The following is a 13753-nucleotide window of genomic DNA, read 5'->3' on the forward strand; positions in this document are numbered from 1 at the left end:
AGAACGCTTCAGGCCTGTAGTTGCTGCCATTGCGTCGGGGTATAGGTTTGCATAGACAGCGCATGGATTTCAGCGCGCATCCGGTCTCCCAGTGCGGCATAGACAAGCTGGTGCTGCTGCACCATGCGTTTACCTTCAAATGCTGGACTGACTATCACCGCATCAAAATGCGTGCCGTCATCGCCATTGACTTTCAGGTAATCGCACTCCAACCCGTTGCGGATATAAGCCTCTAATTGCGCTGCTGTTAACACAAAACCTCTCTTGTTCTACAAAGTACAGTTGAATCTAGCCAGGGGTCTGGCCAGCTAACTGCGTAATTTATAACCGGATTTTAACATCTTTAGGCATAGCCACGCCAATCCGAGCAAGAAGCTAGCCACCACTGCCAAACTCAGCCATGGCGACACGTCCCCCTGCCCGAAGAAGCCATAACGAAAACCGTCTATCATGTAAAAAAATGGATTCAATTGCGAGACCGCCTGCCAGAAAGGGGGGAGCGAGTGAATCGAATAGAAAACACCGGATAAAAACGTCAGCGGCATGATGACAAAGTTTTGAAAAGCGGCCATCTGGTCGAACTTGTCCGCCCAGATACCGGCAATCACACCAAACGTGCCCAGCAATGCGCTACCACAAAGTGCAAACGTGATAATCCACCCGGGATGCACCGTTGGTACCGACACAAAACACAAGGCAACCAGATAAATGCTCAAGCCGACCACTAAGCCACGGATCATGGATGCCGCCAGAAAAGCGATAAAAAACTCCATGGTCGTCAGCGGCGTGAGTAGCAGGAAGACAATATTGCCCATCACTTTCGACTGGATCAGGCTCGATGAGCTATTGGCAAAGGCATTCTGCAACAAGGACATCATCATCAGGCCGGGCACCAGAAACGCTGTATAACTGACCTGATCGTAGACTTTGACGTGGGACTCCAGCACATGCGAAAAAATCAGCAGGTATAACAATGCCGTTAGAATGGGCGAGGCAATGGTTTGAAATGCCACGCGCCAAAAACGCAACAGCTCTTTTTTAAACAGCGTATAAACGCCGCGACGCTGCGGGCTGATTTTGTCATCCAGCCAAAAAAATGGATTCAGCCACTTCATGCCAGCACTCCTTGCTGATTCCCCACCAGGTTAAGAAAGACATCTTCCAGATCCGCCTCCTGCAGTTGCATGTCCAGCACATGCACGCCCGCCTGACGCAACGCAGTCAGCACCGTTTCCACCTGCGTTAACTCCGTGATCGTCAGGACGACCTCCTCCCCGTTTTGCTGCTTGAGTAGCGGCTGTAACACGGCAGGCAAGGCCGCCGACAAGCGTAACGACAACTGCTTGGCGGCATGGCTCTTGAGCAAAGCGCGCGTGCTGTCTAGCGCCACAACGCGGCCTTGCTTCATCATTGCCACGCGCTGACACAAAGCCTCAGCTTCTTCGAGATAATGCGTGGTCAAAATAATCGTATGTCCTTGCTGATTCAGTTTTTGAATAAACGCCCACAGCATTTGCCGCAATTCGACATCCACCCCTGCGGTCGGCTCATCGAGCACGATGACGGGTGGCTTGTGCGCCAGCGCCTGCGCAATCAGGGCCCGACGCTTCATACCGCCCGACAGTTTTCGCATATTGGTATAGGCTTTGTCAGTGAGCCCCAGCCCTTCGATAATCTCATCGACCCAGACATCATTCTCGGGGCCATGCCCGAAATAACCAGCCTGGAAACGCAGCATTTCACGCACATTGAAAAACGGATCAAATACCAGCTCTTGCGGCACCACGCCCAATGCCTGACGCGCACGCTGATAATCAGACTGCACATCGTACCCCATGATGCGGATGCTGCCGCTCGTGGGTTGCAACAACCCCGCCATCAAATTGATCAGCGTGGATTTGCCTGCCCCGTTAGGGCCAAGTAAGGCAAAAAACTCGCCTTGCTCAATCTGCAAATCCACGCCCCTTAGGGCTTCAAACTGACCAAACCGTTTGGTAATTCCTGTGATTTCTATGGCAGCGGCCACGTGTATCCTTTCGCTATCCCAAAAAAACGAAACCCCACCTCGTCTGAGCTGGGGCTGTTCGATTTTGTGAGTGGTTAATTCAACAAGAATCCATCGACACCGTATAGCTGCATTAAACTTCGCAGATTGTCTGGCACCCCGACGACTGACATGTTACCCGGGTGCGTATAGTCATAATTAAGTCTGCGCTGTATCTCAAGAATCATACTGATCGCCACCGTATCCACCTCTTTCACCCCTGAAAAATCCAGGGTCAGTGGCGAGGCCAGCTGCAATTTTTGCAAGTCAGCTAAAGTTTCGCTGACATTGGCAATCAGCAAATCACCTTTAAAGTGCAAACTATTTTGTTGTTGCGTCAGTTGAGCCACCCGTTTCTCCCGATTTTTTCAGACCACGCAGTTATTTACCTGTGGCTGCCTTGTTCTTATCCGCCAGTTTTTTCGTCAGGCTATCCAGACCATTTTGGCGAATTTCTTGTGCAAACTGGCTACGGTAGTTAGTGACCAGACTCACGCCTTCAATGACGATATCAAACACTTTCCAGTCGTCGCCTTTTTTACCCAACGTGTAATCAACGGCAATCGGATCGCCACCAGGCTGCTGTATCGCCGTTTTGACGGTTGCTGTATCCGCCCCGGACTCCATGCGGAAAGGCTTGTATTCAATTACCTGATTTTTGTATTTAGACAATGCAGTAGCATAAGTGCGTAACAGCAGCGTCTTGAACTCAGCCTGGAAAGCTGTTTTCTGATCTGGGCTCGCATTGGTCCAGTTTTTACCTAACACCAGACGTGACACTTTCTCAAAATCAAAGTTTGGCAATATCTTTTCTTCTGCCAGACTGAAAATCTTTTGCTGGTTGCCCGCTTGAATATCCTTATCGCTTTTGATGACTTCAATCACATCGTCGGCGGTCTTTTTCACCAGTTGATCGGGTGCCATTGCTGCCATTGCTACACCACTGACCAACCATATGGCTGCTGCCATCCACCACTTTTTCATCGCTATCCCTTTATATCGTTTGAGTTATTTGCCCACTTTATCAAGCGGGCTGGCATCTAACGCATCAACTGTACTTTCGGTTGATGCAGCTGCCGTTTTATTTCCATTCTCGTTACTTTCTGTCGCCTTGCTATACAAAAACTGACTAATCAGTTTTTCCAGCACAACCGCATCCTGGGTCTGTGTGATCTTGTCCCCATTTTTGAGGTTGATTTCGTCACCACCGGCTTCGAGCCCAACGTATTGCTCACCCAGCAATCCTGCAGTGTAAATGTTGGCGAACGTATCTTTGGGGAATGCATAACGGGCATCAATGTTGAGACTCACGACGGCCTCATAAGTTTTAGGATCAAACACAATATCATTGACGCGACCGACCACCACCCCTGCGCTTTTCACAGGGGCGCGAGGTTTGAGGCCGCCGATATTTTCAAAATTCGCCGTCACGGTATAGGTCTGGCCAATATTACTGGTAGTGAGATTGCCCACTTTCATTGCCAAGCCCAATAAAGCGGCCAATCCTAATGCCACAAAGATCCCTACCCATAAATCAATTGTTGTTCTTTCCATTGCTGCTCCCGCAAATATCTCGTACGTTGTCCTGCTAAACCGCGATCATGAACGAGGTTAATATAAAATCCAGTCCCAATACCGCCAGTGACGAACTCACCACTGTGCGTGTTGTGGCCCGGCTGACCCCCTCAGCGGTCGGCGGTGCATCATAGCCCTCAAACAAGGCAATCATGGTACAAGCCACGCCAAACACCAGGCTCTTCAACACGCCATTCAGGATGTCATACTGCCAGTCCACATTGGCTTGCATCTGTGACCAGAATGCCCCAGCGTCGACGCCAATCAAAGGCACTGCCACCAAATAGCCGCCCAAAATACCCACCATCGAGAACAAGGCCGCCAATATTGGCATGGCAATCACCCCCGCCCAGAAACGCGGGGCAATGACGCGTGCGATGGGACTGACCGCCATCATTTCCATGGCAGAAAGCTGCTCTGTCGCCTTCATCAACCCGATTTCAGCAGTAATGGCGGTACCGGCACGTCCGGCAAATAACAAGGCCGTAACCACCGGCCCCAACTCGCGCACCAGGGCCAACGAAACCAATACGCCAATCGCTTCCGACGAGCCGTATTTTTGCAACGTGTTATAGCCCTGTAACGCCAGCACCATGCCGACGAAAAACGCGGAGACCAGAATAATGATCAGTGAGAGGACGCCAGTAAAATAAACTTCGCGGATCGTGAGCCGAAAGCGGCGAAAACTCTCGCCGGAGGAAATCAGCGTTAACCACAACAGGCGACCACCCGCTCCCAGACGCCAGATTTTATTGATAAAGCCCGCCCCCAGCTTGGTCAGCAGCCGCTTGATTTTATGCACAATCATTAACGCGCCCCTCTTAACAAACTGGCATGATATTCAGGCGCCGCATAATGGAAAGGAACTGGACCGTCTTTTTCACCATGCACAAATTGATGGATAAACGGCAACTCGGACTGACGCAGCTCATCGGGCGTGCCCTCGGCAGCGACAATGCCGTCGGCGACGAAATAGACGTAGTCAGCAAACTGGAAAGTCTCTTCAACATCATGCGTGACGATGATAGAAGTTGCTCCCAGCACGTCATTCAGGCTGCGAATGAGGTCGCAAATAACGGCCATGGAAATCGGATCCAGTCCGGCAAATGGCTCGTCATACATGATGATGCTGGGATCCAGGGCAATCGCGCGCGCCAGTGCAACACGTCTGGCCATACCGCCTGACAGCTCTGTAGGCATCAGGGCATGTGCACCCCGCAAACCAACCGCATTCAACTTCATCAGCACCAGGTCACGAATCATGCTTTCGGGCAAGCTGGTATGCTCACGCATCGGAAACGCAACATTTTCATACACGGATAAATCGGTGAACAAGGCACCATGTTGAAATAACATGCCCATTTTCCGGCGCAATCGGTAAATGCCTTCACGATCTTGCTCATGAACGACCTCACCAACCACTTTGACTTGCCCCTTGGTCGGCTTTAACTGCCCACCGATCAAGCGCAACAAGGTAGTTTTACCGCTGCCACTGCCGCCCATGATGGCAACCACCTTACCTTTGGGAAACGTCATGTTGATGCCTTTATGCAACAATCGGCCTTTGTAGCCGAAAGACAGGTCTTGAATTTCTACAATTGCGTTCGCCATAGGAAGTGGGAGTTGTAAATCGGCTCTTATTCTAAAACAGATTCAAATTGAAAAGATGTATGTAAACCTCATAATACAAAAAGCCTGAAAAACCAGGCTTTTTGTATCAGCAATCTGTTGTATTCTACACTAAAAACTCATGCACACTAAGTAGGCCGTGCCGGGTAGCGGGGCGGCAACACCGGCACTAGGTGTGCCATTTAGGACAACACGCATGGCGCCAGTATTGCCCACACCGTCATCCAGCATGGTATCCAATTGCGCCGCATAACGCCCTAAAATCGCATCGGAACACATGGCGTGCGCACTGCTAAACGCGCCTGCGGTGACCGCTGTTAAAGCGGTCACGTTGCTGACACCCAACTGCCCGCCTTCACTATTGCGCGGCACATATTGCGTACTGGTGGGGTCGGTTGATCCGGTAGCCAAGCCCGCCAATCGCAGGTGTTGCCAGATTAAAAATGATTCATCCGTATCTGTGTTTGAATTCCAAGCACCTTGAATCAAGCCATTTTGTGTTTGCCCGTTCGTAGTCGCATTGGTGCCGTTGACATGGATATCCGCCGCATGATCATCCCCGGGCAAGACGCGAAAACGGTCTTGATAGCCATAAAAATAAGTGGGGATATTTCTAAAGTCACTGGCAAGGCTTTTCACCTTGGCGTTGGCAATCAATTCTTGCCCGCGCATCACCCCGGCCAATAGCAACCCGGCGATCACCAGCACAATCGCCAATTCAATCAAAGTAAACCCTTGTTGTGTTTTCATGTTAAATCCTCCTGATAGCTTAAACCTGTTGTTAAAAGCATGACCCGAGACGCTTCTGCACCGACGCCATGAATAGCCCGGCACAGCAATTACTTTAACACTAATTAAATATATTTAACAAATAAAACACCAGGAATCTAGCAAAAAGACTAAAGAAAACGGGCAGATGTTTACACATCTGCCCGTTGAAATGGCTACTTAAAATTACAGCGTACCGTAAGAATGCAGCCCGCTTAAAAACATATTCACGCCCAAAAATGCAAACGTTGTCACCAGCAAACCGACCAGCGCCCACCAGGCCAACATACTGCCGCGCAAGCCTTTCATGAGACGCAAATGCAGCCAGGCCGCATAATTTAACCAGACAATCAGTGCCCAGGTTTCTTTAGGGTCCCATGACCAGTAGCCTCCCCAAGCCTCTGCGGCCCACATTGCCCCTAAAATCGTTGCAATCGTGAAAAATGCAAAACCGACCGCAATCGCTTTATACATCAAATCATCCAGCACATGCGGCGCGGGCAAGCGACTCGCCAGAATGCCCCGCTTTGCCAGCAGGTAAGCCCCGGCAACCATCGCCGCCAGCGAGAAGGCGCCATAGCCAATGAAATTGGCGGGCACATGAATTTTCATCCAGTAACTTTGCAAGGCAGGCACCAACGGCTGAATCTCATTGGCATGACGATCGAAGGTATACCAGAGAATAAAGCCCACCGCCGCATTGATCACCACCAGCACAAAACCACCCAATTGGCGTGTTTTAAACAATTGCTCATAGTGCAAATACAACAAAGCCGTGATCAGGCAAAACAGGATAAACACTTCATATAAATTGCTGATCGGAATATGGCCGATATCGGGTGCAATCAGGTAGGACTCATACCAGCGCACCATCAGGCCGACAAACCCAAACAAGGTCGCCGTCCATGTCAGGGCCGAGGCCACTTTGGCGGTGAACTCTGATTTTTGGAACATGGCCAGCCAATAGGTCAGCATGGCCAGTACAAACAGCACATTCATCCACATGATGGCAGACTGGCTGGCCAACAGAAACTTGAGCAAGAAGCGTTGACCACCCTGACTCAAGTCGCCCTGATAAACGTAGACGCCAATCAGGCTCAGCACAGCCACACCCAAGACCAGGCGGGCAATGGCTGACCAGCGCCAGCCCAAATAACTAAATACCGCGACTGCCCCAAACAGAAAGCTGACCTCGTAAATATCCATGAAGCCTGCATAGCGCTGATACGAAAACACCGCACCCGCCAGCAATAGAATGGCATAGACCCAATCAAACTTGCTTAACGACTGCCAGAAGGATACTGGCTTGGATAACGTTGACGTATTCATCTTATTCCCCGATTCAATAACGCATTATGCTGAAGGTGCTTGCAACAGCGTTGAAAGTTGCTGGCGCGCACGCGCAAAATCCTGATCCAAGTCCATATTTTTACGGTTAGACGACATGGCCACCAGGACTTCGTGCTGTGCAGGTTTGATCAATAACCACAAGCGACGTTCCTTAATATAGAACATGGCAAAAATACCCAGTACCAACATCACCGACCCCAGATATACCCAATTCTGCCCAGGCGAGCGCGTCAGTTGAAAACCACTGGCTTGTTTCAGCGTGTAACTCTTGAGCTGAAAATAATACGGTGTGCCATAAAAGAATAAGTCATTCATGGCATTCAGGCTATCCTGTATAAAGATGGCGCTGGTCTGATCCTCTGCAATAGGCTGCAAGTGACGTTGTGCACGGCTCATTTGATATGCCTGCATCGCTGCACGATTCAACAATTTGAGATAAGTTTGTGCCGCTTGCTCGCGCTGGTCTTTGGGCACAGCGCTTTCAATAATGCGCGACAACTCACTGTAGCCGCCACGCTTGAAGGTCATCAGTAGCTGCTGCAAGCTTTGCTCAAACTGCGCTCGTAATGTAGGGTTATTACCTGGCATTTGCGCGGCTACCTGTTGCGCGATCGCCTGAATCGACTTGTCATCGCGCAAGGTTTGACGCAATCGCATAAAACCGGTGATTTCCATGTCGTCATCTGCCGGAATGCGCAAATACTTGAAGTCCTCCTGCACGGTCTCACGCATGCCAGAGACAAAATAAGCGCGGCCATCCAGCATCAAAGGCTGCATGTAATTCACGTACTCACGAGCCTGGCCACTGGCATTGCGCAATTTGAACGTGGTGTTTGGCCCCACATTGTGCGGCTTACCTTTACCATCCGCCGACAGATTCAGGATGTTAAACTGGCGAAACTCGTTGAATTCGACGGTCAGTTTTTGCGCGCCGTCACCGAGCGAGCCTTTTTGCAAGATCACGCCATCCACATCAAATCCATCCTGCTGGTTAGCGGCCAAATCCCAGAGTTTGAATTTGAGCTGTGAGCCACCATCCTGAAAGTCAGATTGGTAAATCGCAATCCCTTTGTAAATAAAAGGATGATTCACTCTGACCGTCGCCTCAATCGGTTGCTTCAGGTCTGAATCAGTGATGAGGATATCGCTTTCAAACGATTTCGGCATCCCGGTCGGGTAATGCTCGATACGAAAGTCCTTGAGCATGACCGTAAAAGGTAATTCTTGGACCAGATAGCCATCACGCACCCGTAAGAAAGACACGTTATCACGTTCGCCTTCCGGCAAGGTCATATTGGCGCGGAATGAAAGGTTGCCCACCCCCAGCCGACTCTCAGGCGGCACCTGGCGTGAAGGAATATCGCGCGTCTCAACCTTTTTGCAACCCAGCAATTCCTGAATCTTGAACGGCAAATTGCCATCGAGCAGGCCACCAAAACAAATCACCACAATCGCGGCATGCGTAAAGATATAGCCCAGGCGCTGATGCGTCCCCAATTTGGCCGCAATCAGCACATCGCCATTACTTTGTGGTGTGGCCTTATAAGTGTAACGCTCTGCCGTCAACCAGGCGGACAACTGTGACTGTAAGGCGGGTGCTGCCGAAGCCGTCGTCAGACTGGCCTGATGCTCAAATAAACGCAAGGACTTTTCAGTCGCATGCTCTTTATAGGTTTTCCATTCCTTGAGCATGAGCGGTGTATTCCGCAGCACGCACAAGGTGGTTGAAATCACCAAAAACAGTAAAATCACCAAAAACCACGCCGCATGATAGACATCCAGCAACCCGAGCAATTCGAACAATTCAAACCAGAATTGACCGAACTTGACGATGTAATTGGTATAGGGCTCATTCTGCTTGAGTACGGTACCAATAATCGACGCAACGCCCAACAGCGTTAACAAGCTCACGGCAAAACGCATGGAACTCAGTAACTCATAAACACGCCGGGAAAATGAAGCTGGTGATTTCAAATCGTTCTCGTCAAAAAGATGGATAAGTTTGGTTGCTGATCAGTCACGGTCTTAACGCAAGGCCCGCTGTTGTGGACGACACAAAACTGCAAAGGTTGCATACGGCTACAGTAAAAAAGGTGGCCAAAGCCACCTTTTTCGAGCAGTCAAAAATTAACGCAAACCTTGGATATAGTCTGCAACAGCCTGCATCTCGGCATCGCTCATTTTACCGGCGATGGTCATCATCATTGGTGCATTGGCGCGCTCACCCGTGCGGAAAGTACGCAGTTGCTGCAAGGTGTAATCTGCATGCTGCCCGGCCAAGCGCGGAAACTGCTTGGGCAACCCGGCACCCGTCGCGCCATGACAAGCTGCACAGGCAGGCACTTGCGTTGCAGCAATCCCGCCGCGATAGATCTTCTCGCCCAGTGAGCCTTTACCATTACTTTTCGCCTTGTTCAGCTTGATGCTTTGGGAAGAAAAGTATTTTGCCAGGCCTTCCATGTCTTCCTGGCTTAAGGCACCGGCCATGCCGGACATCACTGCGTTGGCACGCGTGCCTTCTTTAAAGTTAGTCAACTGCTTGACCAGATACTCAGGATGCTGACCCGCCAACTTGGGGTTGGTCGTAATCACACTGTTACCATCTGCGCCATGACAAGCCGCACAGACGTTCTGCACGATTTTCTCAGGGCCATTGACCGCTGGCGCCGCCGCAGGGGCCGCTTCCTCAGCAAAAACAGGCTGCAAGCCAGTTGCCAGCAATAAAAACAATCCCGCTTTAAAACTCTTTAACATATCTGAATGCCCCAACGTTTTTATTCTGCAGCATTTTATCAAACAAAGCCTGTTCGTGATAGCATGCAAGCCTGAATAGTCCACAAATCTTGAGTCAGCTCAACGCCATCATGCCTGTTTTCCAAAATGCCAGCTTTCACCTCTCTGCACACCACCTGCGGGACTTGCCCCCAGCCAGTGGCATTGAAGTAGCGTTTGCCGGCCGGTCTAACGCCGGAAAATCGAGCGCGCTGAACACTTTGGCCAACCATAACCGGCTCGCGTTTGTGAGCAAGCAACCAGGTCGCACACAGCTGATTAACTTTTTCACCCTGGGCGATGACAAGCACCTGGTTGACCTGCCTGGCTACGGTTACGCCAAGGTGCCTGAAGCCATGCGCATGCATTGGCAAAACGTGCTGTCCCGCTACCTGAGCGAACGTAGCAGCCTGGCCGGCCTGGTACTGGTCATGGATAGCCGTCACCCACTCACACCACTAGACCGGCAAATGCTGGACTGGTTCTGCCCCAGCGGCAAACCTGTGCACGTACTGCTGACCAAAAGCGACAAATTGTCGCGCAGCGAATCTACCATCACCTTAGGTAAAGTCCGCAAAGAGCTCCAAGCCAACTGGGGAAATGCCATCACCGTACAACTCTTTTCCAGCCTGAAAAAGCAAGGCGTGGATGAAGCAGAAAAAGTGCTGGGCGAATGGTTTTTCGGTGGTGCCCCCCAAACGGAAGCGGTGGCGCCAGCCAGCGAATAAAAAAGGCAGACGCACAGTCTGCCTTTTTGCTTGGCCTTAAACGCGCCTGAACACCAAATCCCACACCCCGTGTCCCAACTTGAGACCCCGGTTTTCAAACTTGGTGAGCGGACGGTAGGCCGGTTTCTCGGCGTAATCTGCCGCAGTATTCTGCAACTGTGGCTCTGCGCGCAACACCTCAAGTACCCACTCGGCATACTCCTGCCAGTCAGTCGCCACATGAATGTAAGCGCCCGCTTTCAATTTTGAGCACAACAGTTTTACAAACTCAGCCTGGATCAATCGACGTTTGTGATGACGTTTTTTGTGCCAGGGATCGGGAAAGAAAATGTGTACGCCATCCAGCGAACCGTCTGCCAACATCTGCTGTAACACCTCAACCGCATCATGCTGAATAATACGGATATTCTGGATATCCCCCTCCTGCATCAACTTGAGCAGACTCCCCACGCCTGGGGTATGTACCTCGACTGCCAGAAAGTCATAGTCAGGCAAGGTTTGTGCAATCTTTGCCGTCGCATCCCCCATGCCAAAGCCGATCTCAAGGATTTTTTTGCTCTCGCTACGCGCGAATGCCTGATTCAGATCGAGCGGCTGCGCTGCATACTCGATCCCGAATTGCGGCCAGGCCGTTTGTAATGCGCGCTCCTGGCCCTTGGTCAAGCGGCCCTGACGCAGCACAAAACTGCGGATACGGCGTTGATAAGGCGCTTCGTCAATCGGGAGGGTTTGGTCTAATTCACTCATGGAGCGCATTATACTTGAGAGGCATGCTTTTGATTTTGTGATTTTTACGGTCTGTGCTTTCAGCTTCATTGCAACCAGTCGCGAGTACAACAATGTGTCAATCAAGGTTGCGTGCACTCAAGCGCAAACATGGCTGATTCAAGCATACACGGCCGCCATCAACCAGCCCAAACTTAAAGCTGATGACGCTTATCCCCTTGCAAAAAGCCCAGCAATGGCAATGAGATCCCTTTACTCAAAGCCAATACCTTGAATAATTCGCCCATCTCCGCCGGTGACAACAGCTTTTGCACCGCAGCCACCTGCGGCAAATAATGGGCACTGTCTTCGGGATTGATCTGCTGTAGCAATTGCAGAATGCCGCAATTGATCAAAAACTGGGCTTGATTGGTGTATCCCGCGCAATCGAGTCCATGTGCCAATGCCGTTTCGGCCATGGCGGTAAAATCGACGTGGGCGGTGATGTCTTGCAAGCCGGGATACCGCAACGGATCATCATGCGCATAGTGCTGATAATGACACATCAGTGTGCCCTGGTTGCGCTGCGGGTGATAGTACTCGCGGGCACTGAAGCCGTAATCAGGCAGCAAGATCAATCCTTGCTGCAACATCGCGGCGAGACTGGCGATCAATCCTTGTGCCGCAGGATTGATTTCGGTGAGATAGCCTTCTGGCAACTGAGCGGCGTCGATGTGTGCGACGCCTGCTTCATTTTGCAAAGGGCGCGTTTGCCATACAAAACCATGTTCATAGCCAACCCCGCGCTCCAGCCAGCGGCCGCCATGCCACTCCACCAGCTGTACCGGGATTGCATCCAGCACTTCATTGCCAATCACCACGCCCGTGAATTGCTCAGGCAAACGATCCAGCCATTGCACCCGTGCATAAAGCTCGGCTGGCAAGCCTGCCTGCAAGCTTTCTTGCTGGCGCATCCGTAAGTTGGCACTTACCTCAAGGATAGAGTAGTGTGGGAGTAGCTGGTGCTGGGTATGCAGCGCTTGCAGCAAGCCTTGCGCCAATCTGCCGGTGCCTGCGCCTAGCTCCAAAATAGCCCCCCCGGTTTCTAACAGCACAGGGGCGAGCTGGTTGGCGATGGCCTGCGCAAAGAGAGGCGAAATTTGGGGAGCAGTCACAAAATCGCCGCCTATACCGAACTTATTGCCGCCGCCGCTGTAATATCCGAGGTGTGGCGTATACAAGGCTTGCTGCATGTAATCCGCAAAGGAAATCCAGCCGCCTTGTTGCTCAATATGCGCTTTGATCTGTTGGTGCAGGGCGTCGCTGTGCGCCTGCATCAGCGCATCCGGCACAGGCAAGCGGGAAGAAGTGGGTTGAACAGTCATTCAATCATTATAATGTGAGCCGTTTAGAAAAGAGTACAACGTGAAATTCAGCCCTAACAATAAAGTAGTATTGATTACTGGCGGTGCCAAGCGGGTAGGCGCCGCCATCACCCGCGCCTTGCACCAGCAAGGGGCCAATGTGATGTTGCACTACCACACCAGTCAGCAAGAAGCCGAAACACTGCAAGCAGAGCTCAACCAGACGCGTGCCGACAGTGTAGCGATCATGCAGGCCAACCTACTGCAAACGGCAGATTTACCCAAACTGATCCAAGCCACCTTGCAACAATTCGGCCGACTCGATGCACTGATCAACAACGCTTCCAGCTATTATGCGACACCCCTCGGTGGCATTAGCGAAGCACAATGGGACGAACTCACCGGCAGCAACCTTAAAGCGCCCTTATTTTTAAGCCAGGCCGCCGCCGATGCCCTGTTCGCCAGCCGGGGATGCATCGTCAACATCACGGACATGCACATAGAGCGCCCAAAAAAGCATTACATCGTTTACAGTGCCGCCAAAGCCGGTCTGGTCAACCTGACCAAATCGCTGGCGCAGGAGTTGGCGCCCAATGTACGCGTCAATGCGGTCGCACCTGGGCCAGTATTGTGGCCAGAAGACCATCAGGAGTTTGATGAAATCTACCGGCAACAGGTCGTCAACCAGACCCTGCTTAAGCGCACAGGCGAACCAGAGGATATTGCCAAGGCGGTCAAATTTCTGGTGTATGACGCGCCGTTTATCACCGGCCATGTGCTGGCCGTGGATGGCGGCCGCCATTTAAGTATGTAACTCA

General features: G+C 51.4%; 16 protein-coding genes. 2 read left to right on the forward strand and 14 right to left on the reverse strand.

Features of this window, described 5'->3' with window-relative positions:
• Positions 1 to 8: 8 nt before the first annotated feature.
• The 12 genes from GOC95_RS13110 to GOC95_RS13165 all read right to left on the reverse strand — a co-directional run bounded on the left by GOC95_RS13110 (position 9) and on the right by GOC95_RS13165 (position 10120).
• Entirely contained in the window at positions 9 to 254 is a 246-nt protein-coding gene (locus GOC95_RS13110) for a BolA family protein (RefSeq protein ID WP_194748766.1), read from the reverse strand.
• A 54-nt stretch (positions 255 to 308) separates the two neighbouring features.
• The gene (locus tag GOC95_RS13115) at positions 309 to 1115 is read right to left on the reverse strand and encodes an ABC transporter permease (RefSeq protein WP_194748767.1); all 807 of its coding nucleotides are present in this window, start codon (positions 1113 to 1115) and stop codon (positions 309 to 311) included.
• Positions 1112 to 2026: an ABC transporter ATP-binding protein gene (locus tag GOC95_RS13120; RefSeq protein WP_275357656.1), complete on the reverse strand. Its 915-nt coding sequence runs from the start codon at positions 2024 to 2026 to the stop codon at positions 1112 to 1114. Before GOC95_RS13120 ends, GOC95_RS13115 begins: the two co-directional genes overlap by 4 nt.
• A gap of 74 nt (positions 2027 to 2100) precedes the next feature.
• Positions 2101 to 2394: an STAS domain-containing protein gene (locus GOC95_RS13125; protein ID WP_275357658.1), complete on the reverse strand. Its 294-nt coding sequence runs from the start codon at positions 2392 to 2394 to the stop codon at positions 2101 to 2103.
• A gap of 31 nt (positions 2395 to 2425) precedes the next feature.
• The gene (locus GOC95_RS13130; protein ID WP_275357659.1) at positions 2426 to 3028 is read right to left on the reverse strand and encodes an ABC transporter substrate-binding protein; all 603 of its coding nucleotides are present in this window, start codon (positions 3026 to 3028) and stop codon (positions 2426 to 2428) included.
• A gap of 24 nt (positions 3029 to 3052) precedes the next feature.
• Positions 3053 to 3598, reverse strand: a complete 546-nt coding sequence (gene mlaD, locus GOC95_RS13135; protein ID WP_275357661.1) for an outer membrane lipid asymmetry maintenance protein MlaD — start codon at positions 3596 to 3598, stop codon at positions 3053 to 3055.
• Positions 3599 to 3632: 34 nt separating this feature from the next.
• A complete protein-coding gene (gene mlaE / locus GOC95_RS13140; RefSeq protein WP_194748771.1) occupies positions 3633 to 4427 on the reverse strand; it encodes a lipid asymmetry maintenance ABC transporter permease subunit MlaE in 795 nt (264 codons plus the stop codon).
• The gene (locus GOC95_RS13145) at positions 4427 to 5230 is read right to left on the reverse strand and encodes an ABC transporter ATP-binding protein (protein ID WP_194748772.1); all 804 of its coding nucleotides are present in this window, start codon (positions 5228 to 5230) and stop codon (positions 4427 to 4429) included. The genes mlaE and GOC95_RS13145 overlap by 1 nt, the downstream gene beginning before the upstream one ends.
• A gap of 129 nt (positions 5231 to 5359) precedes the next feature.
• The gene (locus GOC95_RS13150; protein ID WP_275357663.1) at positions 5360 to 5998 is read right to left on the reverse strand and encodes a prepilin-type N-terminal cleavage/methylation domain-containing protein; all 639 of its coding nucleotides are present in this window, start codon (positions 5996 to 5998) and stop codon (positions 5360 to 5362) included.
• Between the two features lie 204 nt (positions 5999 to 6202).
• Positions 6203 to 7345 carry a c-type cytochrome biogenesis protein CcsB gene (gene ccsB / locus GOC95_RS13155; RefSeq protein ID WP_194748774.1) on the reverse strand — a complete coding sequence of 381 codons (1143 nt, stop codon included), beginning with the start codon at positions 7343 to 7345 and terminating at the stop codon, positions 6203 to 6205.
• A 24-nt stretch (positions 7346 to 7369) separates the two neighbouring features.
• Complete coding sequence (locus tag GOC95_RS13160; RefSeq protein ID WP_275357665.1) at positions 7370 to 9289, reverse strand: cytochrome c biogenesis protein ResB; 1920 nt, start codon at positions 9287 to 9289, stop codon at positions 7370 to 7372.
• A gap of 204 nt (positions 9290 to 9493) precedes the next feature.
• Positions 9494 to 10120: a c-type cytochrome gene (locus GOC95_RS13165; RefSeq protein ID WP_194748776.1), complete on the reverse strand. Its 627-nt coding sequence runs from the start codon at positions 10118 to 10120 to the stop codon at positions 9494 to 9496.
• A 110-nt stretch (positions 10121 to 10230) separates the two neighbouring features.
• On the opposite strand from GOC95_RS13165, the gene yihA reads away from it, so the two are divergent.
• Positions 10231 to 10866: a ribosome biogenesis GTP-binding protein YihA/YsxC gene (yihA, locus tag GOC95_RS13170; protein WP_275357666.1), complete on the forward strand. Its 636-nt coding sequence runs from the start codon at positions 10231 to 10233 to the stop codon at positions 10864 to 10866.
• 36 nt (positions 10867 to 10902) lie between these two features.
• Here yihA and trmB read toward each other — a convergent pair whose 3' ends face one another.
• Both trmB and GOC95_RS13180 read right to left on the reverse strand, forming a co-directional pair.
• Positions 10903 to 11622, reverse strand: coding sequence for a tRNA (guanosine(46)-N7)-methyltransferase TrmB (trmB, locus tag GOC95_RS13175; protein WP_275357668.1), 720 nt, complete (start codon positions 11620 to 11622; stop codon positions 10903 to 10905).
• Between the two features lie 164 nt (positions 11623 to 11786).
• Entirely contained in the window at positions 11787 to 12956 is a 1170-nt protein-coding gene (locus tag GOC95_RS13180) for an SAM-dependent methyltransferase (protein ID WP_275357669.1), read from the reverse strand.
• A 40-nt stretch (positions 12957 to 12996) separates the two neighbouring features.
• Here GOC95_RS13180 and GOC95_RS13185 point away from each other — a divergent pair, with 40 nt between their 5' ends.
• On the forward strand, positions 12997 to 13749 hold the full coding sequence (locus GOC95_RS13185) for a pteridine reductase (RefSeq protein WP_275357671.1): 753 nt from the start codon (positions 12997 to 12999) through the stop codon (positions 13747 to 13749).
• The last annotated feature ends 4 nt before the right edge of the window (positions 13750 to 13753 follow it).

It is taken from the genome of Methylophilus sp. YYY-1 (assembly GCF_029132825.1).
Taxonomy (GTDB): Bacteria; Pseudomonadota; Gammaproteobacteria; order Burkholderiales; family Methylophilaceae; genus Methylophilus; species Methylophilus glucosoxydans.